The sequence below is a fragment of the Nonomuraea longispora genome, assembly GCF_004348345.1.
GTDB classification, from domain to species: Bacteria; Actinomycetota; Actinomycetes; order Streptosporangiales; family Streptosporangiaceae; genus Nonomuraea; species Nonomuraea longispora.
Map to the genome: position 1 here is coordinate 1 of NZ_SMJZ01000149.1, position 23,343 is coordinate 23,343.

At 70.3% G+C, this 23,343-nt stretch carries 29 protein-coding genes and 1 pseudogene; 20 read left to right on the forward strand and 10 right to left on the reverse strand.

Going from position 1 to position 23,343, the window contains the following annotated elements:
• On the forward strand, window positions 1-423 hold a 423-nt coding region (locus E1267_RS44755), incomplete at its 5' end, for a hypothetical protein (protein WP_220449748.1).
• Window positions 424-565: 142 nt separating this feature from the next.
• A complete protein-coding gene (locus E1267_RS30865) occupies window positions 566-817 on the forward strand; it encodes a hypothetical protein (RefSeq protein ID WP_132337638.1) in 252 nt (83 codons plus the stop codon).
• A 678-nt stretch (window positions 818-1,495) separates the two neighbouring features.
• On the opposite strand, the gene E1267_RS30870 is transcribed toward E1267_RS30865, so the two are convergent.
• Window positions 1,496-3,004 (reverse strand): recombinase family protein, encoded by a 1,509-nt coding sequence (locus E1267_RS30870; RefSeq protein ID WP_220449749.1) that lies wholly within the window; start codon window positions 3,002-3,004, stop codon window positions 1,496-1,498.
• 45 nt (window positions 3,005-3,049) lie between these two features.
• On the opposite strand from E1267_RS30870, the gene ligD reads away from it, so the two are divergent.
• Both ligD and E1267_RS30880 read left to right on the forward strand, forming a co-directional pair.
• Window positions 3,050-3,673 (forward strand): non-homologous end-joining DNA ligase LigD, encoded by a 624-nt coding sequence (ligD, locus tag E1267_RS30875; protein ID WP_220449750.1) that lies wholly within the window; start codon window positions 3,050-3,052, stop codon window positions 3,671-3,673.
• Between the two features lie 127 nt (window positions 3,674-3,800).
• The gene (locus tag E1267_RS30880) at window positions 3,801-5,333 is read left to right on the forward strand and encodes a M28 family metallopeptidase (RefSeq protein ID WP_132337640.1); all 1,533 of its coding nucleotides are present in this window, start codon (window positions 3,801-3,803) and stop codon (window positions 5,331-5,333) included.
• On the opposite strand, the gene E1267_RS30885 is transcribed toward E1267_RS30880, so the two are convergent.
• Window positions 5,328-5,936: a hypothetical protein gene (locus E1267_RS30885; RefSeq protein ID WP_132337642.1), complete on the reverse strand. Its 609-nt coding sequence runs from the start codon at window positions 5,934-5,936 to the stop codon at window positions 5,328-5,330. The two genes, E1267_RS30880 and E1267_RS30885, sit on opposite strands and share 6 nt — an antisense overlap.
• 57 nt (window positions 5,937-5,993) lie before the next feature.
• A complete protein-coding gene (locus E1267_RS30890; protein ID WP_220449751.1) occupies window positions 5,994-7,271 on the reverse strand; it encodes an MFS transporter in 1,278 nt (425 codons plus the stop codon).
• 52 nt (window positions 7,272-7,323) lie between these two features.
• Between E1267_RS30890 and E1267_RS30895 the strand changes: the two genes are divergently transcribed.
• Together E1267_RS30895 and E1267_RS30900 are read left to right on the forward strand one after the other, a co-directional pair.
• On the forward strand, window positions 7,324-8,346 hold the full coding sequence (locus E1267_RS30895; protein WP_220449752.1) for a GlxA family transcriptional regulator: 1,023 nt from the start codon (window positions 7,324-7,326) through the stop codon (window positions 8,344-8,346).
• Between the two features lie 169 nt (window positions 8,347-8,515).
• Window positions 8,516-9,082, forward strand: coding sequence for a protein kinase family protein (locus tag E1267_RS30900; RefSeq protein WP_132337646.1), 567 nt, complete (start codon window positions 8,516-8,518; stop codon window positions 9,080-9,082).
• Between the two features lie 23 nt (window positions 9,083-9,105).
• Here the strand turns inward: E1267_RS30900 and E1267_RS45860 are convergent, their stop codons facing one another.
• Window positions 9,106-9,462 carry a hypothetical protein gene (locus tag E1267_RS45860; RefSeq protein WP_220449753.1) on the reverse strand — a complete coding sequence of 119 codons (357 nt, stop codon included), beginning with the start codon at window positions 9,460-9,462 and terminating at the stop codon, window positions 9,106-9,108.
• A 230-nt stretch (window positions 9,463-9,692) separates the two neighbouring features.
• A complete protein-coding gene (locus tag E1267_RS45865; RefSeq protein WP_220449754.1) occupies window positions 9,693-9,914 on the reverse strand; it encodes a hypothetical protein in 222 nt (73 codons plus the stop codon).
• A gap of 480 nt (window positions 9,915-10,394) precedes the next feature.
• Here E1267_RS45865 and E1267_RS30910 point away from each other — a divergent pair, with 480 nt between their 5' ends.
• Together E1267_RS30910 and E1267_RS30915 are read left to right on the forward strand one after the other, a co-directional pair.
• Window positions 10,395-10,919: a sigma-70 family RNA polymerase sigma factor gene (locus tag E1267_RS30910; RefSeq protein WP_425465104.1), complete on the forward strand. Its 525-nt coding sequence runs from the start codon at window positions 10,395-10,397 to the stop codon at window positions 10,917-10,919.
• 37 nt (window positions 10,920-10,956) lie between these two features.
• Complete coding sequence (locus tag E1267_RS30915) at window positions 10,957-11,652, forward strand: anti-sigma factor family protein (protein ID WP_132337648.1); 696 nt, start codon at window positions 10,957-10,959, stop codon at window positions 11,650-11,652.
• On the opposite strand, the gene E1267_RS30920 is transcribed toward E1267_RS30915, so the two are convergent.
• On the reverse strand, window positions 11,642-12,244 hold the full coding sequence (locus E1267_RS30920) for a dienelactone hydrolase family protein (RefSeq protein ID WP_246064360.1): 603 nt from the start codon (window positions 12,242-12,244) through the stop codon (window positions 11,642-11,644). The two genes, E1267_RS30915 and E1267_RS30920, sit on opposite strands and share 11 nt — an antisense overlap.
• Before the next feature lie 84 nt (window positions 12,245-12,328).
• Between E1267_RS30920 and E1267_RS30925 the strand changes: the two genes are divergently transcribed.
• Window positions 12,329-13,540 (forward strand): FUSC family protein, encoded by a 1,212-nt coding sequence (locus E1267_RS30925; protein ID WP_165959890.1) that lies wholly within the window; start codon window positions 12,329-12,331, stop codon window positions 13,538-13,540.
• 15 nt (window positions 13,541-13,555) lie between these two features.
• Window positions 13,556-14,074, forward strand: coding sequence for an SET domain-containing protein (locus tag E1267_RS30930; protein ID WP_132337652.1), 519 nt, complete (start codon window positions 13,556-13,558; stop codon window positions 14,072-14,074).
• Window positions 14,075-14,154: 80 nt separating this feature from the next.
• Here the strand turns inward: E1267_RS30930 and E1267_RS47450 are convergent, their stop codons facing one another.
• Window positions 14,155-14,283, reverse strand: a complete 129-nt coding sequence (locus tag E1267_RS47450; RefSeq protein ID WP_281283724.1) for a hypothetical protein — start codon at window positions 14,281-14,283, stop codon at window positions 14,155-14,157.
• Between the two features lie 78 nt (window positions 14,284-14,361).
• Window positions 14,362-15,054, reverse strand: coding sequence for a winged helix-turn-helix transcriptional regulator (locus tag E1267_RS30935; RefSeq protein WP_132337654.1), 693 nt, complete (start codon window positions 15,052-15,054; stop codon window positions 14,362-14,364).
• A 175-nt stretch (window positions 15,055-15,229) separates the two neighbouring features.
• Here E1267_RS30935 and E1267_RS30940 point away from each other — a divergent pair, with 175 nt between their 5' ends.
• From E1267_RS30940 to E1267_RS30980, 9 genes are all read left to right on the forward strand, one after another.
• On the forward strand, window positions 15,230-15,481 hold the full coding sequence (locus E1267_RS30940; RefSeq protein WP_132337681.1) for a MoaD/ThiS family protein: 252 nt from the start codon (window positions 15,230-15,232) through the stop codon (window positions 15,479-15,481).
• A gap of 65 nt (window positions 15,482-15,546) precedes the next feature.
• The gene (locus E1267_RS30950; protein WP_132337656.1) at window positions 15,547-16,212 is read left to right on the forward strand and encodes an LmeA family phospholipid-binding protein; all 666 of its coding nucleotides are present in this window, start codon (window positions 15,547-15,549) and stop codon (window positions 16,210-16,212) included.
• 91 nt (window positions 16,213-16,303) lie between these two features.
• Complete coding sequence (locus E1267_RS30955) at window positions 16,304-16,816, forward strand: sigma-70 family RNA polymerase sigma factor (RefSeq protein ID WP_132337658.1); 513 nt, start codon at window positions 16,304-16,306, stop codon at window positions 16,814-16,816.
• Window positions 16,813-17,592: an anti-sigma factor family protein gene (locus tag E1267_RS30960; protein WP_132337660.1), complete on the forward strand. Its 780-nt coding sequence runs from the start codon at window positions 16,813-16,815 to the stop codon at window positions 17,590-17,592. Before E1267_RS30955 ends, E1267_RS30960 begins: the two co-directional genes overlap by 4 nt.
• 27 nt (window positions 17,593-17,619) lie before the next feature.
• The gene (locus E1267_RS30965) at window positions 17,620-18,033 is read left to right on the forward strand and encodes a thioredoxin family protein (RefSeq protein ID WP_132337662.1); all 414 of its coding nucleotides are present in this window, start codon (window positions 17,620-17,622) and stop codon (window positions 18,031-18,033) included.
• A 105-nt stretch (window positions 18,034-18,138) separates the two neighbouring features.
• Window positions 18,139-18,222: a putative leader peptide gene (locus E1267_RS48080; RefSeq protein WP_350668905.1), complete on the forward strand. Its 84-nt coding sequence runs from the start codon at window positions 18,139-18,141 to the stop codon at window positions 18,220-18,222.
• A 57-nt stretch (window positions 18,223-18,279) separates the two neighbouring features.
• Window positions 18,280-18,693 carry a DUF4395 domain-containing protein gene (locus E1267_RS30970; protein WP_132337663.1) on the forward strand — a complete coding sequence of 138 codons (414 nt, stop codon included), beginning with the start codon at window positions 18,280-18,282 and terminating at the stop codon, window positions 18,691-18,693.
• Window positions 18,690-19,529, forward strand: a complete 840-nt coding sequence (locus E1267_RS30975; protein ID WP_132337665.1) for a sulfurtransferase — start codon at window positions 18,690-18,692, stop codon at window positions 19,527-19,529. Before E1267_RS30970 ends, E1267_RS30975 begins: the two co-directional genes overlap by 4 nt.
• Window positions 19,529-19,834 (forward strand): DUF1416 domain-containing protein, encoded by a 306-nt coding sequence (locus tag E1267_RS30980; RefSeq protein ID WP_132337667.1) that lies wholly within the window; start codon window positions 19,529-19,531, stop codon window positions 19,832-19,834. The genes E1267_RS30975 and E1267_RS30980 overlap by 1 nt, the downstream gene beginning before the upstream one ends.
• 78 nt (window positions 19,835-19,912) lie before the next feature.
• On the opposite strand, the gene E1267_RS30985 is transcribed toward E1267_RS30980, so the two are convergent.
• Entirely contained in the window at window positions 19,913-20,461 is a 549-nt protein-coding gene (locus tag E1267_RS30985) for a helix-turn-helix domain-containing protein (RefSeq protein ID WP_132337669.1), read from the reverse strand.
• A gap of 244 nt (window positions 20,462-20,705) precedes the next feature.
• Between E1267_RS30985 and E1267_RS30990 the strand changes: the two genes are divergently transcribed.
• The gene (locus E1267_RS30990; RefSeq protein ID WP_132337671.1) at window positions 20,706-21,905 is read left to right on the forward strand and encodes a hypothetical protein; all 1,200 of its coding nucleotides are present in this window, start codon (window positions 20,706-20,708) and stop codon (window positions 21,903-21,905) included.
• Window positions 21,906-21,936: 31 nt separating this feature from the next.
• On the opposite strand, the pseudogene E1267_RS44760 reads toward E1267_RS30990, so the two are convergent.
• A pseudogene (locus tag E1267_RS44760) lies at window positions 21,937-23,343 on the reverse strand (hypothetical protein); the annotation flags it as partial.

Here is a 23,343-nt window from a genome sequence, read left to right on the forward strand (position 1 = left end):
GTCGTCGGGGTGGGCAAGCCGAGTGCCCGCCGGAGCTTCGAGGTCAACGCCGACCAGGCCAAGCAGGTCATAGACAGGGCGATCAAGGCGCGCATCGGGGCAGGGACCATGCCCGAACCCGAGACGCAGTCCCGGCCCGACCCACCCGCCTATGACCTGCTCGTCGATGTTGCCAGGCTCTGGCCAGCGGGGGAAGACGCGGCATGGAACGCCGTCCTGTGTGAGCGGCTGGCCGAGCTACGGCCGGAGGTCTACGGCGGATGGCGCTCGGAACAACTCACCAGTGCCCTGAAGCCCTTCGGGGTCAAGGTCGGACCCATCGGCCGCCGCGTCGACGGCAAGAAGCACACCAGACGCGGAATCTACCGCTCTGATCTTGCTCAAGCCATCGCAGAACGTAACCAAAACCGCCCTCCGAGCTGAGTCATAGGGGCACTTCCGGAAGCGGGTGATCCCGCTTCCGGAAGCACCCCCGCTAGCACCCCAAAAGGCCCTCTGACCAGGCCGATAGCAGGTAGCAGCTCAATCGCTAACCAACCCCGCAACCCCCTCAGGAGGTGGTTTCTTGCCCACAGACACCCTGCTCACTTCCGTCGCGATCATGATCCCCATCCTGCTCACACTCCGTTACGCCTACCTCTGCTACGCGCGGCCCTTCCGCGAGCACGGCCGGTGCAGGGGCACCGGTCGCATCCCCTACCTGTTCGGCCGTGGCTGGCGCTTCTGCCCCCACTGCAACGGCACCGGCCTACGCCTGCGAATCGGCCGACGCATGTGGAACCGCACCCGCCGTCTGTACCGCGACGGAAACCGCTGACTCGCGAACACCCCGCCGTGCACGGCGGAAAGAGAAGTGTCCAGCTAGCGAAAGCGGTGATGCCCGACGAGTAAATCAAAAGCATCGAATCGAGAAAACGAAAAGCAGGTGGGAATACTCTCGCTCAGTCAGGCGGAGACGCCCGTACGTAACCAATGCGACGGAAAACTACATCCCTGGGCCAACGCGGATACTGGAGCGGTAGGTTGGAGAATTGTCACCCCAACTCGCCGGCTCGCCCATGCCGTAGCCGCTATTTCCGGCGGAACCGTCCATGCCCACGCAACAGGCGAATGGCAGATTCGCATTCCGGAAGCAGTCCTCACAGTCGTCGTCGTGGATGCCGACTCCGAAGCCCTATGGTGTCGTCTCGACGCCAAGCATTCTTATGCTGGCCTCTTCGTCCTGCCTTGTGCGCCTTGGCCAGTTACAACCGTATTGAGGTGCCCCTTGGAAGCACTGCCGAGACAGGGGCAACTATCGATGCATGATGTGCGAGTGACCACACGCATGGGCCGCATGGTCCGCTACCTGGTTCCCATATTCACCTCAACCTGAAGCCCTCCAGAGAAGGAATAGATCCCAACTCTGGCTACTCGCCGGAATTGGCCGCAGGCGAAACCGCCCGGTGCCTACATGCGTAGGTGCCGGGCGGTTGCTTCGCCACGTATGTCTCACTTAGCCGGTGAGATTGAGCCCATCTGGACTAAGCTCCATACCGGTAATGGCCACGCGCGGGTCATGGCCGGTGGGGTGAAGTACCACGCGAATCTCAAACTCTGCGAGTATTTCCCGTCGCTTGATGGAATCTCCTGCGTCCCATTCCTCGGATATCGTCCGGCCGGTGGGTAGCATTCGCATTCCCGGCTTGCGTTCCGGTAGCGCCTTCAGCGTCGCTATTTCCTCGCCGATTCGCCGATATTCGGTGCGGTACCATTCCGCTTCCTCTGGGTCGTCGTATAGCCCGGCTTGGCGGTCCTCACGCAACCGCGTACGTGTAGCCGTCAACTCCGCGATCTGGGCAGCATGGCCGGTGCCGGGATCGTAGACCTTTCGCATGACCTCCCCGCCGCCATAGCGAGAGAGAAGCCATTCGCTTACGAGGGCGTCCAATGTCGTGATCGGTATGAAGGGGGCAGGCTTGCAATGCGCTGATGCAGGAATCCCGCGAACCCGCGCGCTGCATCCGTACCGGCCCGAGACGTAGAGCCGAGCCCCGCAGTTACCGCAGAACGCGATACCCGCCAGCAATTGCGTGCTCTTCGGCGCGCGGCTTCCGCTGCGTTTCGGTGCAGTCTTCTTGACGAGAGCGTCATGAGTCGCCCGATCCCACAACGGATCTGCGATGCGGACTGGCCGCCCATCAGAACCTATCACCGGCCTCAAATCGTGCATGAGGTATCCGAGCGCAGCTTCGCTGCACAAGATGTACTTGACTGCTTTTGCCCTCCATGGCCTGCCTTTCGTCGGACGGCCATATAGCTGGGCACGCCGATCGGACGGGCAAGGGATTCCCTCGCGCGTCAGGCGTGCCGCCTCTGTGGCACATGTGATTTTGCCTGTCTCATCCGACAGAATTCGCTGCGCCACTTCCCGGATATTCTCTGCGGCTACTGGATCGATCGCTACGTGGTCGATCTTCGCCGTTGGGGCGAGACGGTGGTACATGTACCCATACGACGGGCGTTGCCTGGGCTGTCCTGCTGCCCTTGCACGTACCGCCTCGTCGCGGTTGCGTTTCTGGATCGCGCGCAATTCCATTTGCGATCCCCATGCCTTTACCAACCATTCGTTTTCTTGGTTTGGATCGCTGAAATCCCACACTCCCATGTGATCCGCTGTCACGATAACGCGACCTTGATCGGTCAAGAGAGCCTGCGTGTTCAACGTGTCTCGCACGTTGCGCCCGACGCGATCGACGCTGGCCGCCGCGATACCGTCGTACGGCCCCATCTCTCCCCGCAGCCACGGCCCGAACCCCCGCCGCGTCAACGGGTCCGTGGCACCGGAAACCTCCCAGTCGTCAGCCCATGCCACGATGTGCCCTCCGGCGTCCGCTGCGGCCCGTAGGATCTGGTCTCCCTGGCGCTGTGGGCTACTTGTGGCGTCGGTCTTCCTGCTCAGCCGTCGGACCCCCACCAAGCAGCGCCCGCACCCGTCGTACTCCGTCGTGAGCATGTCATCCATGGTGCCCCGCCTCCTCTGTGTGGATAGCGGAAGCAGCCGCGGGCGGTGGAGTACCACCCGGCGTTGTTCGCCGGCGACCGGCCCACGCACATGATCCTCGATCTCGACCCGCCCGATCAGGACGACTCCTTCGCACCGGCCGTGCAGGGCGCCCTCCTCGTCCGCCAGGCCCTGAGCGACGCCGGGCTGTCGGGGGCGGTGAAGACGAGCGGGGCGAAGGGCGTGCACGTGTTCGTACCCGTGGCCGGCGACACGGCGGTGGACGACCTCGCGGCGGCCACCCGCGCGCTGGCGGCCCGCGCCGAGCGGCTGGACCCGGCGCTGGCGACCACGGCGTTCATCCGGGAGGACCGCGAGGGCAAGGTGTTCCTCGACTCCACGCGCGCGGGTGGCGCGACGGTCGTCGCCGCCTACAGTCCCCGCATCCGCCCCGGCGTGCCCGTCTCCTTCCCGGTGCCCTGGGACGAGCTCGACCGCGTGACGCCCGCCGACTTCACCGTGCACACGGCGGCAGGGCTGCTCAAGGGGGGCGACCCGTGGGCGGAGCTCATGCCCGAGCCACAACGGCTGCCCGCGGACCTGGTGGAGGAGGGGCACACCATCCCGGTGGCCCGCGTGCAGGCGATGCACGAGGGCAAACGCCGCGCCCGCGCACGTCGGGGCGAGTGAACGCGTTGCTCGAACATGTCCTGATTTTGCCGTAGGAGCAGGCCTTGTCTGCGCCGTAGCTGGGGATTTACCTTCCGATCGCGGCTCGGGGGAATGTCGCATTCCCACCACGACAGGGGAATCGTTCATGCGCAGAATCGTCACCGCACTGATCACCGCACTGGGCCTGCCCCTGCAGCTCCTCACCGGGCCAGTGATCGGGCCAGTGATCGGGCCAGTGATCGGACCGGCGCCGGCCCAGGCGGCCGGGCCGGCCGACACGTACGCGGACAGGCTGGTCAGGCAGGTGCGGGGCGCGAACGTCGAGGAACATCTCCGCGCCTTCCAGACGATCGCCACAGCGCACGGCGGCAACCGGGCCGCGGGCACGACCGGCTACGACGCCTCCCGCGACTACGTGGCCGGCAAACTGCGCGCAGCCGGCTACAGGGTCACGTTCTCGCCTGTCGAGTTCGTCGAGAGCTGGTCCGAGAACGGCCCTCCCACCCTCACCGAGACCGCGCCGGGCCGGCGAACGTACGTCCCCAAAGAGGACTTCTTCGCCTTCGAGCCCTCCCCGGCCGGCGACGTGACCGCGCAGGTGCAGGCCGTGGACCTGACGCTGCCCCCGGCCGCCACGCCGTCCTCCACCAGCGGCTGCGAGGCCTCAGACTTCGACGGGTTCGTGGCGGGCCGGATCGCGCTCATCCAGCGCGGCACCTGCGCCTTCTCCCAGAAGGTGCGCAACGCCAAGGCGGCCGGAGCCGCCGCGGTCATCGTGTTCAACGAAGGCCAGGAAGGACGTACGGAGGCCGAGCAGCTCGACATCGGCGAGTGGCGGGCCGGCATCCCCATGGTGTACGCCGACTTCGCGGTGGGCGAGCGGCTGGCCGGCGCGCAGAACGCGACCGTCCGGCTCACCGTCGACTCCACCGTCGCGATCGGCACCGACCACAACGTCATCGCCGAGTCCCGCGCCGGCGACCCGGGCAACGTCGTCATGCTCGGCGCCCACCTCGACAGCGTGCCCGCCGGCCCCGGCGTCAACGACAACGGCTCAGGCGCCGCCGCCATCCTGGAGGTGGCCGAGGAGATGGCCCGCTTCCCGGTCAAGAACCGGCTGCGCTTCACCTTCTGGGCCGCGGAGGAGCTCGGCCTGCTCGGCTCCGACCAGTACGTCGGGGCTCTGCCGCAGACCGAACGCGACCGCATCCGGCTCTACCTGAACTTCGACATGGTCGCCTCGCCCAACTTCGCGTACAAGCTGTACGACGGCGACGACTCCGACGACACCGGCGCAGCGGCGGGCCCGCCCGGCTCCGCCCAGATCGAGCGGCAGTTCCAGAACTTCTACCGCTCCCGCGACCTGCGCACCGTCGGCACCGACTTCGACGGCCGCTCCGACTACGGCCCCTTCATCGCCGTCGGCATCCCGGCGGGCGGCATCTTCACCGGCGCGGAAGGCGTCAAGACGGCCGCGGAGGCGCGGCTGTTCGGCGGTACGGCGGGCACCGCGTACGACGCCTGCTACCACAAGGCATGCGACACGATCCGCAACGTCAACACCACGGCGCTCGACGTGAACGCCGACGCGATCGCCGACTCCGCCGCCCGGTTCGCCTTCGACCTGCGCTCGATCCCGCGCCGCACGCCTCCCGCCAGGAAGGGCCAAGGCTCATGAGGGCACGGTCAGCCGGGGGCGCAGCGCCGCCGGCACCGCCTCGGGGTCGTCGGCGAAGAACCGGATCGAGGTGACCTCGGCCCGGCGGCCGAGCGGGCGGACGACGGTGACCGGCCCGTCCAGCTCGACCGTCAGGTTGGTCTGCGAGCCCACGGCCACGGCGAGCCGCCCGTCCGCGACGGAGATCATGCTCTCCTCGTTGAGGTTGCGGCCGGTCCGTACCGACACGATCCGGTCGAGGGGCACCCGTACGTCGAAATAGGCGGCGTACCTGATGCGCAGTTCCCCGTCCGTGACGACGTGCGGCCGGTTGGCGGAGGCAGCGGCCAGCATGACCGCGAACAGCAGCCCGTAGAGGTCGGCCACCAGCACGGCGTACCGCAACCATCCGGGCACGCCGAGCGCGACCAGCAGCAGGTCCACCACCACCGTCTCGATCGCCATCGCGAACAACATCAGCGTCAGCATGAACGCCTGCTCCTTGGCGTAGGAGAAGGCGCTCGCCCCGGGCGGGACGCCGTGGGGTCTGCGCACGATCCACAACGCGATGCTGGCCAGACCCTTCAGCTCGAACCCCAGGACGCGCAGCGCGGCTCTGACCATCGTGCTCCCCTCTTCGGCTGGACGCCTCCCATGAGAAACGTTGACGCCGCGTCAAGGTCAACCCCGTGACATGCGTACGGTCAGCGCGGTCAGGGCCGCGACGACGCAGGTCGCGCTCAGCACCGCCCAGACGGCGTCGTACGTGCCGAACAGGTCGCGGGCGGTCGCCCCGAGGAAGGCCGCGGCGCCCGCGCCGAGTTGGTGGGCGGAGTTGGCCCAGCCGAAGACGATGGGGCCGTCGTCACCGTAGCGGCGCTGGGCGAGCGCGATGACCGGCGGGACGGTGGCGACGTCGACGAGGCCGTAGACGACCGCGAACACGACCAGGGACGGCTGCACGGTGGCGGAGAGCACCATCGGCAGGGCCAGCAGGGTGAGGGCGCGGACGGTGAAGAAGCAGGCCAGCAGGTGGCGGGGGTCGAACCGGTCGGTGAGCCAGCCCGAGACGGCCGCGCCCAGGGCGGAGAAGACGCCGATCAGGGACAACATCGACGCGGCGGCGGTCGCGTGCATCCCGTGTTCGTGGGCCACGGGCACCCAGTTGCTCCACATGATGCCGTTGGTGGTGGCGCCGCAGATGACGAACATGCCGGCCAGCAGCCAGAACGTACCGGTGCGGGCGGCGTCGATGAGGACCGTGACGGTGCGGCACGCGGCTCCGGTGGCGGGAGCGGGTCTGGCGACGACACGCTCGCCCCCGTACGGCGGCACGCCGACGTCGGCCGGGTGGTCGCGCAGGAGCAGGGCCACCACGGCCGACACCGCCAGGGCGGCGAGGGCCAGCGTCACGACCGAGGGCCGCCACCCGAACCGGTCGACCGACCAGGCGAGCAGCGGCAGGAAGACGAGCTGCCCCAGATGGCTGGACGCGCTCAGGACGCCGGTGACCAGCCCGCGACGCCGTACGAACCAGCGGCCGGTGATCATGGCGGCGAAGGTCATGGTCAGGCAGCCGCTGCCGAGGCCGATCAGGACACCCCAGTACACGACGAGCTGCCACGGCGCGGCCATCACGCTGGTGAGCAGGGCTCCGGCGGCGATGAGCAGCAGGGCGCCCGCCGCCACGCGGCGGATGCCGGCGCGTTCCATGAGGGCCGCCGCGAAGGGCGCGGTGAAGCCGAAGAAGATCATGTTGACGGAGGCGGCCAGGGCGATGTGGCCCCGGTCCCAGGCGTACTGCTGGTGCAGCGGGGAGATCAGAAGGCCGGGCACGGTCGTGAAGGCGCCCGCGGCCACGATGGCCGCGCCCGCGACGGCCGCGACGACCCACGCGCGGCGCGTGCCAGGGCGCGAGCCGGGCGGTGACGGCGACGAGGTCTGCACGTGCTGAACCATGGCTCCAGCCTTCCGGCAGGGCGCCACCCCGGCGAGTGTCTGGATAGCCGTGATGCGCAACAATATGGCCATGCGCCCCGTCTTCTCCCACCCCGCCCGCCACCACGTCGCCGTGCTCGCCCGGCAGATGACCCTGCCGATCGAGCTGGGCATCGTCCACCAGGTGTTCGGGCAGGCCCGCGCGGGGGCGTCGGCGGACGGGAAGCCGCTGTACGAGGTGGTGACCTGTGCCCTGCGGGCGGGCGCGGTGCGTACGGACGGGGACTTCACCGTCAACGTCGCGCACGGCCCGGAGGCGCTGGCGGAGGCCGACACCGTGATCGTGCTGTCCTCCTACGACGACTATGAGCAGCAGGACCCCACGCTCAGCGCGCCGCTCGCCGGCGCGTTCGCCCGCATCCGGCCCGGCGCCCGCGTGGCCTCGATCTGCACGGGCGCCTTCGTCCTGGCCTCCACCGGCCTGCTCGACGGGCGGCTCGCCACGACGCACTGGCGCTTCGCCGACCGCTTCGCCCGGCTGTTCCCGCAGGTGGAGCTGGACGCGAACGTCCTGTACGCCGACGGCGGCGACGTCCTGACGTCGGCGGGGTGCGCCGCGGGGATCGACCTGTGCCTGCACATGATCCGCCGCGACTTCGGCATGGCCGTCGCCAACGACGTCGCCCGCCGCACCGTCGTGCCGCCGCACCGGGAGGGCGGGCAGGCACAGTACGTCCGCCATCCCGTGCCGGAGCCGTCGTCGCCCTCCACCGCGGCCGCCCGAGAGTGGGCCCTGCGGCGGCTGGGGGAGCCCGTCACCCTGGCTCAGATGGCCGCCAAGGAGGCCATGAGCGTACGCACCTTCACCCGGCGCTTCCGCGACGAGGTCGGCACCACCCCGATGACCTGGCTCACCCAGCAGCGCGTCGAACGCGCCAGGGAACTCCTGGAGGAGTCGGACCTGCCCGTGGACCAGGTGGCCGAGCAGGCGGGGCTTGGTACGGCCGCCAACCTGCGCAAACACTTCCACGCCGCCGTGGGGACCTCGCCCGGCGCCTACCGTGCCGCCTTCCGCGAACTGGACGCCGCGGTCTAGATTCCGCCGCTTCGGCCGGGTCTCCTGGGGTGGGATGCCATAGCGGATCCGTGCACCGGGCCGAGCCGTTGAACCCGCCCGGCCCGGACGGCGTACCCCCTGACGACACGGCGGTGCCCGTCGGCAAGGGACCCCGGCGTGCCCGAGCCCGGCTGCCAGGAGGACGACGATGGACTTTCTGGGATGGAGTGACGGACTGGCCCTGCTGCCGCGCGACTACCTGGCGGAGGGCGAACCACTCGTCGCCGTCGTCCAGGCGGCCGGGCCGTACAGCGGAGAGGCGCTGCACCTGCTCGCGCTGGGCACCGCCGCCACCATGACCAGGCTGCACCTGGGCGGGATCGCGGGGCTGCGGCTCAACCCGGGCAACGTCATGATCGGGCCCGAGGGGCGGGCGTTCTTCGCGCCGGGCCCGCGCAGCAGCGAGTTCCCCTCCGCCGACGTCAGAGACTGGGCGGACGTGATCGTCTTCGCCGCCACCGGGCGGCCGGTTCGCGACGGCGAGCGCCCCTACCTCGGGCCGGTGCCCGAACTGCGGGTGGTGATCGAGGAGTGCCGCCGCCCGAACGCGCTGTCCCGCCCGGCGGCGATCGACGTGGTACGCGCCCTGCTCGGCGACCCGTGGGAGGACCGCCGCGCCACGGTCCGCGAACTGCTGCTGGAGGCCGAGCGCTGGACGGTGCCGAAGGCCCGGCCCAGCCCGTCGATGGCGGACGGACGGTCCGGAGGGTCATAGGAGGCTCGCCGGCGTGGGGCGTGTCACAGGCGCGCTTCCGTCCGTACGTGTAGCGTGCGCCACCCGGCCAGGGCCAGCACCGTCATCGTGGCCGTGGCCGCCGAGGCGATCGCGAAGCCGCCGTGCGCCCCGGCCGCGTCCACCGCGTGCCCGGCGGCCGCCGCCGCGGCGGCCGAGCCCGCCGAGCTCGCCGAGGAGAGCCACGCGAACGCCTGGGTGAGGGCGTACGGGTGCACGGCCGATTCCGTGAGCACCGACGCGAGCGTCAGGAGCGGCGTGACCATCGTGCCGGTCAGCGCGATCGCCACTCCGGCGCCCGGCAGCGAATCGGCCACCAGGAGCGGCAGGCACGCGCCCGCGAGCAGGGACGTGCCGAGCACCAGTTGCGTGCGCGGTGCGACCCGCGGGCGGCGCAGCCCGTACAACCAGCCGGTCAGCAGCCCGCCACAGCTCGACGCCGCATAGAGCGGAGCGGCGGCGGCGGGGGCCCGTGCTCGACGGCGAGGGCGGTCACCGAGACCTGCATCGCGCCGAAGAACACGCCGACGGCGAGGTTGAGTGCGGCGATAACGGCGAATCCCGGCCGTAGCACCGGCCCGCCCGGCGGCGTTCAGTCGAGCAGCCGGCCGAGCTGCGGCCCGGCCAGGGCCTCCGCGACGGCGAAGGCGCCGGTCACCAGGCCGGCGACGGCGTAGGAGCCGGTTCGGCCGTGGACCAGCCAGACGAGGCCGAGGCTGGTCATCGCGATGCCGACGCGCCCTGCGGTGGCGGTGGAGAAGAAGGCGGTGGCGCCAGGAGTGCGCAGCAGCGCGCGGTAGGTCGCCGGTAGCACGGCGCGTCCCTTTCGCCGCCCGGCGGGGCGGACCACCCGGGGTCGTCGGCGTCCTGATGTGCCGACCCGTGGTCATCGCCTGGAACCGTCCAGTGCCGGCGCGGTGCGGGGACGCTCACCCCACGCCGGGCTCCGTCACCGGGCAGAAGTCTCACATTGATCGTTGTCGGCTCAGAGCTTAGGTGGGTGCCTCGGGCCGGGTCCAGCGGCAATCCGTGCGTCGGCGGCCCCGGCGTGTTTCCGGCCGTCTCGCGTGCGCCGCCGTACGGTGCGCAGGTCAGAGCGGTCGCGGCCGGCCAGGCCAAGATCAAATGATGAACTCGGGAGAGTTAACGCGATTTATCGATTAAATCTGGCTGGGTGGCGAATGGGGCAAACGACCTGCCCTGCGACCAGCTGCTGGCTAGAGTACTAATTCTCAATACCAACGTACCTAGCGCGATATTTCGTGATAACTCAGCGCAAGGAGTCCGGCCCCTTGTGAATCACCGCGTAACGGACGAAGCCATGGTCCGAGCCCTCTACGCCGAGTACGGCGCCCCCCTGATGGCCTTCGCCATCCGGCTGACGGGCGGCGATCGGCGCTGGGCCGAGGACGTCGTGCAGGAGACCCTGGTACGCGCCTGGCGCAACCTCCACGACCTGCGTACCGACACCGGCTCGCTGATGCCGTGGCTGGCCACGGTGGCCCGCCGCGTGGTCATCGACGACCACAGACGGTCGGGCACCCGCCCCCTCGACACCGTCGACGACATCCGGGACCGAGCCGCGCCCGTGGCCGCGGAGGACGAGCGCCTGTTACGGGAGATCGTGGTGACCGAGGCGATGCTCTCGCTGTCACCTGCCCATCGTCAGGTGCTCACGGAGACGTTCCTCCTGGACCGCACCGTCCAGGAGGCGGCGGAGACGATCGGCGTGCCGGTGGGCACGGTGAAGTCCCGCGTGTACTACGCCATGCGCGCGCTGCGCGTGGCGCTCGAGGAAAGGGGGGTGACGCTGCCATGAACGTGGTGCGTCACGACGACAGGGGGGTGGCGCCACGATGACGGAGGTGCGTCACGAGGACGTGGCCGCGTACGCGCTGGGCCTGCTCAGCGAGGAGGAGAAGACCGCTTTCGAGCATCACCTGGCCGGCTGCGGAAGCTGCGCCGCGGAGGTGGGGTCGTTCACGGCGATGGGGGAACTGATCAAGGGGGTGCACCCGGACGACCTGCTGCCCAGCCCGCCCGACCCGCAGGTGGAGTCGGTCCTGGTGCGCAGGGCGGTCGTGGAGCGTCGGCGCCGCCGGTTCCACCGCACGTTCATGACGGCCGCCGCCTGCCTCGTGGTGGCGGCGGGGATCTTCCTCGCCGGCAGCTCCCTCACCGGCGGCCCGAACCCGGACAGCATCCACAGCCCGGCCCGCGCGCTGCTCATGACCGGCCGCACCTACGCCGCCACCGACCCCGCGACCGGCGTGTCCAGCGTCATCGGCCTGGAGGACAAGGGCTGGGGGACCCATGTCGCGCTGGAGCTCAAGGGCGTCAAAGGCCCGCTGCAGTGCCGGCTCACGGCCGTGGGCGACGACGGCCGCTCCGAGGTGGTGGCGAGCTGGGGTGTCCCCGACAAGGGGTACGGCGTGCCGGGCTCGCCCGATCCGATGTTGCTGCACGGAGGCACCAGCCTCCCGCAGGACGAGCTGAACCACTTCACGATCCAGACCTCCGACGGCAGGATGCTGGCCACGATCACCGTCTGACGGCGGAGAAGTGGCCGGTGAACCAGTCGCTCGCCTGGTCGGCCACGATCTCGAGCGCGCCGGGCTCCTCGAACAGGTGGGTGGCGCCCGGCACGACCGACAGGCGGCTTTCGGCGTTCAGCCGACGCTGGGCCTCCTCGTTCAGCCTCAGCACGACCGGGTCCCTGCCGCCGACGATGAGCAGGGTGGGGGCGCGTACCGCCTCCAGCTTCTCCGCGGCCAGGTCGGGCCGGCCGCCTCGTGAGACGATCGCGGTGATCGGGTTGCCGGGCTCGGCCGCCGCCGCCAACGCCGCCGCCGCGCCGGTGCTGGCGCCGAAGTAGCCGATCGGGAGGCCCGCCGTCGCGGGCCGCTCACGCACCCATGCGGTACGTTCCAGCAGCCGCCGCGTCAGCAGCCCGATGTCGAAGACGTTCTCCCTGGCCGCCTCCTCCTGCGGGGTGAGCAGGTCGAACAGCAGGGTGCCCAGCCCGGCCTCGTTGAGCGCGCCCGCCACGTAACGGTTGCGCGGGCTGAGCCGGCTGCTGCCGCTGCCGTGCACGAACACCACCATCCCCCGAGCACCGTCGGGGACGACCAGATCGCCGGGCACCGGCCACACCTCCTTCACGGCCTTCGTGCCCGCTACCCCTGTTCGACCAGCTCTATCCGCTGCTCCACTGGGCAGGGCATGTGCATGGGGACCGAACCGGGGCGTCGGCGTGAGCCGTACGCGCCGCCGCTCCAGCGCATCGTCTCGGGTGGGAAGGCGGCGCTCGGCCGGGCCAGGGGCCTGGGCATCGGGCGCTGGCTGCGCATGGAACGCGAGTCCTTCGTCCAGACGATCAAGGTGACGGGGGCATGCGTCCTCGCCTGGTGGCTGGCGGCCAACGTGCTGAAGGTGGGCCTGCCGGTGCTGGCGCCCATCGGCGTGCTCCTGACGGTGTCGGCGACCGCGTACAGCACGGTGGTGAGGGGCCTGCAGCAGGTCGGCGCGGTGATCGTGGGCGTGGCGGCGGCCACGGGGCTGATCTGGCTGCTCGGCGTCAACGCGGTGACGCTGGCGGTGCTGACCTTGTCCGGACTGATCCTGGCCCGCCTGCTGAACCTGCCGGCCCAGAACGTGCAGATCCCGATCACGGCGCTGCTGGTGTTCGCGCTGGGCAGCACGTACGGCTTCGCCCGCCTGGCGGACGTGCTGATCGGGGCCTGCATCGGCGTGGCGGCGAACCTGCTGATCCTGCCACCGCGGTACGTGGAGCGCGCGGCGAAGGAGTTGTGCGGGCTCTCCGGCGAGCTGGCCGACCTGGCCGCGGACATGGCGCGGGGGCTGGGCGGCGAGTGGGACCGCGAGATGGCCGGCGGGTGGCTGGAGCGGGCCAGGACGCTCTCGCAACGGCTGGAGGAGGCGAAGGCGGCCGCGGACCAGGCGAAGGAGTCGGTGCGTTTCACGTTGCGGCGCAGCCGATACGACACCCGCCTGCGCCAGGTCGCCGAGGCCGCCACCTGCCTCGACCACGCCTGCAGCCAGCTCAGGGGGATCGCCAGAGGGCTGGTCGACCTGATCGCGGGCGCGCGCGGCCTGCCCGGCGAGCGAGGGGCGGACCTGCCCGACCCGCTGGCGCAGGAGCTGGAGTCGCTGTCGCAGGTCTTCGGCGCCTTCGGGATGTTGCAGATCGGCCGCAGCGGCAGGGGCTCCTACCAGAAGGACATGAAGGAGCTGCGTGCCGCGCTGGGCGAGGGCAGGCGGCGGCAGAAGGTGCTGGCCGAGGAGTTCGACCGGACCAGGCACAGGGAGCTGAAGACGTTGCAGGGAGCGCTGCTCGACGACTGCGCCAGGATCCGTTACGAGTTCGACCCCGACAACGGCCCGCACAAGGGGGCCTTTCCCCCGTCCGCATACGAGTAGGGGCAAGCTGGACTCATGATCGATGCCCCTGAGCCCGACTGCTGGACACATCCCGCGCTGGAGGTGCGTCCCTCGCTCATCGCCGGCGACGGGCTGTTCGCCACGGCCGCGATCCCGGCCGGCACCGAGGTCGCCCGCGTCGGCGGGCGGCTCGTGACCTGGGAGCGGCTGCGGGAGCTCTTCGACGACCCCGCGGTCCCGTACGTCGACACCATCACCGTGTCGGACGACCTCCACCTGGTCCTGCCGTTCGGGCGGCCGGTCGGCAAGAGCAACCACAGCTGCGACCCCAACCTGTGGTGGACCGGCCCCTACAGCCTGGCCGCGCGCCGCGACCTGCTGCCTGGCGAGGAGCTGACCAGCGACTACGCCACCAGCAGCGCGGCGCCCGAGTTCACCATGGACTGCCGGTGCGGGGCGGCCCTGTGCCGGGGCCGGGTGACCGGCGAGGACTGGCGGCGGGCCGAGCTCCAGGAGCGGTACGGCGAGCACTGGGTGCCGGCCCTGCTCGATCTCATCCGGCGTACCGGCTGAGGCGGCATACTGCTCGAATGTCCGAGTTCATCGAGTTCCGGGCCACTGGGTGCACGGCGGCCCGGCCCTGCACGTCACGCTCAGGTCCCTGGATCCCATGCCCGCAGCTCGGTCAGCGCGCCGATCATGACGCGGTCGGCGGCGCTCCAGAAGGCGAGCTCGCCCCACGAGGTCGCCGTCGCCGCGCAGGTCGTGCACGGTCTCGACATGACAGGCATGAATCAGCCCCAACGAAAACCTGTCACATCAGTGGACGCCAGGGGCGAGCCCGCTGTCGATCGCGTGGGTCAAACGTGTGCGTTGTCGGCCCGGTCGGGGACGAAGCGGTAGCCGACGTTGCGGACCGTCCCGATGAGGGATTCGTTCTCGGTGCCGAGCTTGGCGCGCAGCCGCCGCACGTGCACGTCGACCGTCCTGGTGCCGCCGAAGTAGTCGTAGCCCCAGACCTCCTGCAGCAGCTGGGCGCGGGTGAAGACCCTGCCGGGGTGCTGCGCGAGGTATTTGAGCAGCTCGAACTCCTTGAAGGTCAGGTCGAGCACGCGGCCGCGCAGCCGCGCGGTGTAGGTGGCCTCGTCGATGGCCAGGTCACCGCTGCGGATCTCGTCGGGCGCCTCCTCCGTGGCGGCCTGGGACATGCGGCCGGTGGCCATGCGCAGCCGGGCCTCCACCTCGGCGGGTCCGGCGTTGTCGAGCAGCACGTCGTCGACGCCCCACTCGGCGCTCATGGCGGCCAGCCCGCCCTCGGTCACGATCACCAGGAGCGGGCAGTCGACGCCGGTGGTGCGGATCAGCCGGCACAGGCTCTTGGCCTGCACGAGCTCCTTGCGCGCGTCGACCAGGACGGCGTCGGCAGGCGGCGCGTCGATCAGCGCGGCGGCCTCCGCGGGCGCGACTCTGACCGAGTGGAGGAGCAGGCCCAGCGCCGGAAGCACCTCGGCTGACGGCTCCAGGGCGTTGGTCAGCAGGAGCAGGTTGCTCATCCGGGCCTCCTCAAACGCGCAAGGACCCGGGGGCTACGTCGCCCGAGTCCTGTAGGCGAGGATATCTCACGGGTAAGTGGCGTCCATTGCGCGTCCACGAGATGAACACGGCGTCTTGTGAAACATGTGCGTTAAGGACGGCGCACAATGGACTCAAAGGGATTGTGAGGTGCCCATGGCCAGGGGAAAAGTTCGTTATTGGGCCGCCGCCAAGGAGGCGGCCGGCGTGGCGGAAGAATCGTTCGACGCGGCCACGCTTGACGAACTCATGACGCAAATCACACAAAATCGTGCCGATCTGGCACACGTTGTGCGGCGGTCCTCGTTCCTCGTGGACGGTCTCCCCGTCGGCAAGCGGTCCCACGCCGAGGTGGTGCTCGGCGACGGCGCGACCGTGGAGGTGCTGCCGCCCTTCGCGGGCGGGTGATCGCCCTCTCCGGTGGGGAATGAATCGGTAGGCTCTTTTGACCCCCGTTTGAGACTGGGAGCCCCATGCGGAAGCTGCTCGTCGCTCTTATCGTGCTGATCGTTCTTCTTGTCGCCGTCGACAGGGTCGCCGCGGCAGGGGTGCAGCGCGACCTCGCCAACAGGATCGCCGCGGCGACCGATCTGTCCGGCAAGCCGACGGTGACGATCGAGGGCATCCCCTTCCTCACCCAGGCGCTGTCCGGGCACTATCCGGAGGTACGCTTCGACCTCGGCACGCTGACCTACGGCGGCGTGCCGGTGGAGAACCTGCGGGGCGCCGCCTACGACGTGACGGCCCCGCTGTCCGACGTCCTGCAGAACAGAGCCAACGTGCACGCTCGCCGCGTGGCCGTCAGCGGCACGCTGACCAGGGCCACGATCGACAAATACGCCCCGCGCGGCGTCAAGATCAGCGGGAACGGGCGGCGGCTCGTGGCATCGGGTGAGGTGACGGTCGGGGTGCGGAAGGTGACGTTCGAGGCGGAGCTGAGGGTCGAGTTGGCCGACGGCGGCATCAGGCTCCAGGCGGAGAAGATCCAGGGCGTGCCCGACCAGGCGGCGCGGTTCGTCTCGTACACGATCCCGTTCAAGGGCGAGCTGCCCTTCGACGTCAAGGTGACCGGGGTGAGGAACGTGGCCGACGGGCTCGAGATCGCGGCCGAAGCGTCTGACGTGCCGATTCGTGGATAAGGATGAACCGCGGCGCCCCCGCGTACGTGATGAGGGGCGTGAGCGAACGCAGCGAACGCGCCAGGGCGGAGCTCGCGGGGGGAGGGACCCCGTGAGCGCAGCCGGCACGGCCGACGAGGAGCTCGTGAGGACCCTCTTCGACGAGCACGCCGGGCCCCTCTACGGCTACGTCCTGCGGCTGACCGGTGATTCGGGGCGTGCGGAGGACGTCGTGCAGGAGACCCTGTTGCGGGCCTGGCGGCACCCCGAGGCGCTCTCCGACCGGCCGATCAGGGCCTGGCTGTTCACCGTGGCCCGCAATCTCGTCTTCGACCAGCACCGCGCCAGGAGGGCCAGGCCGCAGGAGACCAGCGACGAGGCACTGGCGGTCATACCGGCCGACGACGAGCTGGAGCGGGCCGTCGAGTCGTGGTCGGTGGCCGAGGCCCTGGCCGCGCTGCGACAGGAGCACCGTGAGGTGCTCCTGGAGGTCTACTACCGAGGGCGCACGGTGAAGGAGGCGTCCGCGACGCTCGGCGTACCGCCGGGCACCGTCAAGTCGCGCACCTACTACGCGCTGCGCGCCCTGAAACTGGCGCTCGAGGAGCGGGGGCTGGCGCCATGATGACGTGTGAGGAGATCCGGCTGTCCATGGGGGCGCACGCCCTCGGAGCGCTGGAACCCGACGAGGCAATCGAGATCGACAACCACCTGGCGACCTGCGAGGCGTGTGGCGGCGAGCTGGTCGAGCTGGAGGGCGTGGCGTCGTTCCTCGGCAAGGTGTCCGAGCGCGACGTGGAGCTGGTGTCCAGCCCTCCTCGCCAGGTGCTCGACCGGCTGCTGAACGACCGCGTCAGGCGCAACAGGCGCGGTCGCGTGCTGATGGCGGTCGCCGCGTCCGCCGCGGCGGTGGTGGTGGGCGGCACGGTCTGGACGACGCTCGGCACCGCGGGCCATGAAGACACGGCGGCCGCGCCGGCCTCCGCGCCCTCGTCGCAATCCGCCCAGGAGAAGGCGGAGCCGAGAGCGGAGCTCTACAGCGACTCCAAGCCGAGCGCTAGCGAGGCGCCCGAGCCGAAGGCGTCGGAACGGGCGGTCGCGGGCAGCCGGTTCTCCGGCGAGAACAGCGCCACGGGTTACCGCGCCACCGTGACGGCCGTGCCCGGCGCCGGCGGCACCGAGCTGAGCGTGAGCCTCGACGGCGTGCCCGCCGGCACGACCGCCCGCCTCGTCGTCGTCGCGCACGACGGGCGGCGCGACCCCGCGGGCAGCTGGGACGTCCGCTCGCGCGACAGAGCCGCCTTCCAGAGCACGACGTCGCTGCCCATGGACGACATCGCCAGGTTCGAGCTCGTCGACGAAAAGGGGAAGGCACTCGTACGCATACAGGCGCGGAAGTAATCGCGGCCGTGCGCGGTTGCACGGGATGTGTCCGGACTGTGGGTGGCGCTGGCCACGCCGGCGCTCGGCACGGTGATCGGCGTGGTCCACCTGCGCCGCCGTGGAAGGGTGCGTGACGTGGGCGGAGAGCGGCTGACAGGAGCCGACCTGCGGGAAGAGCTCGGCGAGCGGGTGACGCTGGTGCAGTTCTCCACCGCGTTCTGCCAGCCGTGCCGGGCGACCAGGCGGATCCTGTCCGACGTGAGCACGCTCGTGCCGGGGGTGAGGCACGTCGAGATCGACGCCGAGTCGCGGCTCGACCTCGTACGCCGGCTGAACATCATGCGCACGCCCACCGTGCTCGTGCTCGACGCCGCGGGCGCCGTCGTCAAGAGGGCCTCGGGCCGGCCCCGCAAGGCCGACGTCCTGGCCGCGGTGGCCGACGCGCTGCCGCCCGGCTGACAAGGCCCGCGACGCCCGGGCGCCGTAGGTCCGCGTAATAGACAGATCATCTCAATAAACGGACGAGAAGTGACAGATGACGAGACGCCGAGTAGGGTCGTGAACATGAACCCATCGACAGAGCTGCTGACGAAGCGGCGCGCGGTTGACTTCTGCCGCGTCGCCACCGCGCTCTGTCGCGCTGCCTGAGGACGATCTCGCGGATATCCGATCCGCTCCAATCGACCCCTTCAGGAGCATCCCACGATGCCTGCCGACCCTAGAGCGCTGCGTTTCGGCGCGGCCGTCACCACCCTGGTCCTGGCCTCCGTCCTGGTGACGGAGAGTCCCTGGCTGCTCGCCGCTCAGGCGGTGGTCTTCGCGCTCGGGGTCGCTCGCCGCTCGCCCTACGTGGTGCTCTTCAAGGCGTTCGTCACGAGCACGCCCAAGAAGACGGAAGACCCCCGCCCGCCGCGTTTCGCGCAGCTCGTGGGGCTGGTCTTCGCGGTCACGGGCCTGGCCGGATACCTCACCGGGACCGTACCGCTGGCCCTCGCGGCCACGGCCGCGGCGCTCCTCGCCGCATTCCTCGACGCAGCCTTCGGATTCTGCCTTGGCTGCGAGATTTACCTGCTCATACGTCGTTCAACGCCCGCTGCCAACATGGAGGTATCCCAATGAGCCGCTCCGCCGCCCTGGTGGACGCCGACTGGGTCGAGGCCAACCTCGACACTCCCGGAGTCGTTCTCGTCGAGGTCGACGAGGACGTCAGCGCCTACGACAAGGGCCACATCCGTGGCGCCGTGAAGGTCGACTGGCAGCAGGACCTACAGGACCCGGTGCGTCGCGACTTCGTGGACAAGACCGGTTTCGAGGCCCTGCTCTCCGACCGCGGCATCTCCAACGACGACACCGTCGTGCTCTACGGCGGCAACAACAACTGGTTCGCCGCCTACGCCTACTGGTACTTCAAGCTCTACGGCCACGACAACGTCAAACTGCTCGACGGCGGCCGCAAGAAGTGGGAGCTCGACTCCCGCGAGCTGGTGCGCGACGTGCCCCAGCGGCCCAAGACCCAGTACGTCGCCAAGGAGCAGGACGCCGCGATCCGCGCCTTCCGCGACGACGTGGTCTCCGCCATCGGCAAGCTCAACCTGGTCGACGTGCGCTCGCCCGACGAGTTCACCGGCAAGCTGCTGGCCCCGGCGCACCTCCCGCAGGAGCAGGCGCAGCGCGGCGGCCACGTGCCCACGGCCCGCAACATCCCGTGGTCCAAGGCCGCCAACGACGACGGCACGTTCAAGTCCGACGACGACCTGCGCACGCTCTACTCCGAGGCCGGTGTCGACTTCGGCAAGGACACCATCGCCTACTGCCGCATCGGCGAACGTTCCGCGCACACGTGGTTCGTTCTGCACGAGATCCTGGGGCAGGAGAACGTGAAGAACTACGACGGTTCATGGACCGAATACGGCTCGCTCGTGGGCGTGCCGATCGAGCTGGGGGAGGCCCGCTGATGACCAGCGCTGCACAGGGCTGCGGAGCGCCGGAGCAGACGATCGCGCTGCCGGCCGGGATCGATCTGTCCAACCAGGCCGTGATCCAGGGGGTGGTGACCGGCGCCGGCACGGCCTACGCCCGGCTGCTCGACGGGTCCGGCGAGTTCACCGGCGAGGTCGTGGTGTCCGACGACGGCGTCTTCCGGTTCTTCGCCGCTCCCGGCGACTGGACCGTACGCATCATCGCGGGCGGCGGCGTCACCCGCGACGTGCAGGTCGAGGCCAAGCTGGGCGAGGTCGCCCAGCTCGCCGTGGCCGTCTGAGCCCGTTGGCCACGTGAGGCCCGCGTCGTTCCGGCGCGGGCCTTCGCGCGTCGCGGGGCCGCGAGGGGTGCGGCGCGGTCAGGGTTTGGCCGGGTAGCGCATGAGGAGCGTGGCGCGTACGACGTCGGGGCCGTGCGCGCGGTAGCCGTGCGGCACGTCGGAACGCCACGAGATGTGGTCGCCCGGTCCTGCGGTGAGGGGCTCGCCGAGCGGGCCCGCGCTGAGGGCCCCGGTGAAGACCGTGAGGTGCTCGCTGACGCCCTCGTGGTGGGCAGGCGAGGTCTGGGTCAGGCCGGGGGGGACGCGCAGGCGGTAGAGCTCGTAGGTGACGGTGTCGTCCTCGAACACCTCGAGCAACCGCGCCTCGATGGCCGTGCCGCGCATGACCTGCGGCTCGGGCGGCGAGTCGAGTATCGCGCCGATCGGCACGCCGAGCTGCGCGGTGATCGCCCAGAGCGTCTCCAGCGTGGGGTTGCGGGTGCCCGTCTCGACGCCCGACAGGGTGGCCTTGCCGATGCCGGCGCGTTTGGCCAGCTCCGAGAGCGACACACCGCGCGCCTGGCGGAGCTGCCGCAGGCGTTCTCCCACCACACGGGGATCGGTGTCGAGCGCGGGCCTCGAATCCATAACGTCATGGTGCCGTACGCGCCGCTCACCGTCGCCGGGTTGGCCCGCGCATCACTCATATGTCACCGCCCTGCAACTGATCGTGCGCGCAATCGCGGAGTTGCGGCTGCGGCAGATGGGACATCCCGATACGATTCGGCAGATGTCCGGTTCGACAGGTGTGATGGATCCGCCCCGGCCTGGGCCTACGCCGGCTCAGCGGATGCCGTCGCCGTACTCTCTGCCCCTGCACACGCTGCGGCTCGTGGGCAGATCCGCGCTGCCTCTGGTCCTCTGGTTCGCCGCCGGGGAACTGGTGCGCTTCGTGCTGCTGTACGGTGCCACCGAGGTCGCGTACGGCGACGCCCGCCAGCTGCGGCTGGTGGCCGTCATGACCCTGCTCACGTTCGTCGTCATGTCCGCGATGACGGTCACCGCCGGCATGCTCCACTGCCTGCGCAACGCGCTGTGGGAGATGCGCGCCAGAGCCGGCGACGGCGTGCCCGACGAACGTTTCTTCCGCACGCTGGACCGGATCGCCCCCGCCTTCGCCGTGCTCTACCTGGCGTGGGGATTCCACAACGAGGACGCCAGGGACATCTACCAAATGGACCTGTTCCACAATTTCCAGGAAATGACGGACGCGTCCTGGTTCGGTGAGGATTCCTACGTCGGCCGCGGCCTCGTCGACCTCGACTGGCGCGTGTCGCTCGGCGCCATGATCGTCATGTTCGGGCTGAAGACGCTCTTCGCCAAGTTCATCGAGCAGGGCAAGACCCGGTTCTACGGCTTCGCCGCGGCCTTCTCCGAGTTCGCGTTCATGTTCTACGGGCTGAACGCCACCGTCGCCGTCGCCGACGCCCGCTCCGAGTGGATGGAGCACCGCAACGTCGTCGCCGGCTCCAAGGAGGTGCTGGCCGAGGCGCAGGAGAACGTGCCTGTGTGGGACGGCATCGTCGGCGCGCTCGGCGAGATCTGGCCGCTGTTCCTGGACGCCGTCGCGGTGCCGCTGGCCTGGCTGACCGTGGCCATGCTCGTCTACGGCGCCTTCTCCGACGAGGCCCGGACCCTGCTCAAGGGCACCCGGCTGGAACGCGGCGTGAACCGCCTCGAATCCAGCCACGACCTCACGAAGAAGTCGTTCGACCAGGTCACCGCCGGCTTCAGGGACCGCTGGGTGCCGCTGGCCAACTCCCTGCGCATGGTCTTCAACGGCGGCGCCCCGCTCTTCGGCATGATGTGCCTGTGCTACGTGGCCATCTCCGTGGCGGGACAGTACGGCGACCGGGGGCTGCGGGCCCTCATCGGCTCACGCGCGGAATGGACGTGGGCCTACGCCGGGCCGCCCATCGGGTTCCTGCGCGACCTGATCACGACCGTGCTCACGATGGCGCTGCTGGCGGCCACGTTCGACATCGCGGCCACCAGGGCCCGCGCCAAGGGAGAGCGCCTCAGCGACGCCTGAGCGCCCCGGAGGACGTGCGCCCTCGGAAAGGTCAGCGCCGCCTGAACCGCAGCACCGTGTCGTCCTTCTCCGCCTTCTCCATGGCCTCCCTGTCGAACAGGTCGTCCACCGGCGTGTCCGAACGGTAGGCGCTCGGCCTGAACGAGATCTCGACCTCGTTCGCCACCGGGGTGGGCACGATGGCCAGACCCTCGATCTTGTACGTCTTGCCCACCACCAGCCTGTCCGTCGGCCGCTCGCCGTCCTTCAACTCCACGGTCCACGTACGGTCCGCGCGGTCCGACAGCCTGATGTCGTAGGGCATGGCGGTCATGGTGGCGCTGGCCTCGTCGACGACCTTCTTGGTGATGTTCACCTGCAGCCAGGTGACCTCGGGGCCGTGCTTGCTGCCCGCGGGAGCCTTCATGGGCGCCACCGCGGCCGTCCACTCGATGTTGTGCACGTTGCCCGCCTGGCCGGCGGCCACGACGACCTCCTTCGTCTGCTCCGCGGACACCTTCTCGTAGAACAGGTAGCCGTCCACCGTCTGCGCGCCCATGGCGAGCAGCGACACGACCACGGCGCCGGCGGCGATCAGGATCTTGCGGTTGCGCGACCCCTTCGCCGAGCGCCTGCCGCCACCGGCCCGCGCCCTGCCTCGAACACCGTCCCGCGCCCTCACACCGTCGTGAGGGCCGTCCTGCGAGGGGGCCCCGTCATGAGACGCGGCGATCGAGGCCGCCGCTCCGACGCCTGCCGTGGCGGCCCCAGCGGCGCCCTGAGACGGTGATCCGGCCGGGCCACCGTACGGCGGCGCCTGATCGTAGGCGGGTGACTGGTCGTGCGGGGGCTGGTCGGCGGAGGGCTGGACGGCCGGGAGCGGTTGCGTGAGGCCCTCAAGCGGCTCGCGGGGGGCGGGCGCGGGCGGCCAGACCTGCTGGTCCGGGTGGCGATGCCGGGCTCCCCTGCTCTGCGGCATGGCCGGGGCACCCGCCATGCCGTGCCGTGGCGCCTGTCCCCGCGTGCCACGCGCGGCCCTCCGGCCCTGCGCGCCCTGTTCGGGACGCACGCCCTGTTCGGGACGCACGTCCCGAACAGGGCGTGCCTCCTGCTCGGCCGCGCCGCCGGCCCGCTCGGCCTGGCCACCTGCCCCGAACACCGGACCCTGCTCGTGCGAGCCCTGCCCGGACGGTTCCCGCCCGAAGAAGGAGTCCTGACCGCGCCGGCCAGGAGCGTCCTGTCCGTACGGGGTGCCCTGGGCGGTCGGGTCCTGTCCGAAGGGGGAGCCCTGGCCGGACGGGTCCTGGCCGATGGGAGCGCCCTGGGCGGGCGGTGTCTCCTGTCCCTGGGGTGGCGGGGTGTAGCCGGACGGCGGGGTCTCGCGGCTGCGACGTCCCCCACGGCGGGCAGGCCTCTCACGGTCCGTCGGCACCTCGCCCGCCGCGGGCATCCGCGGCAC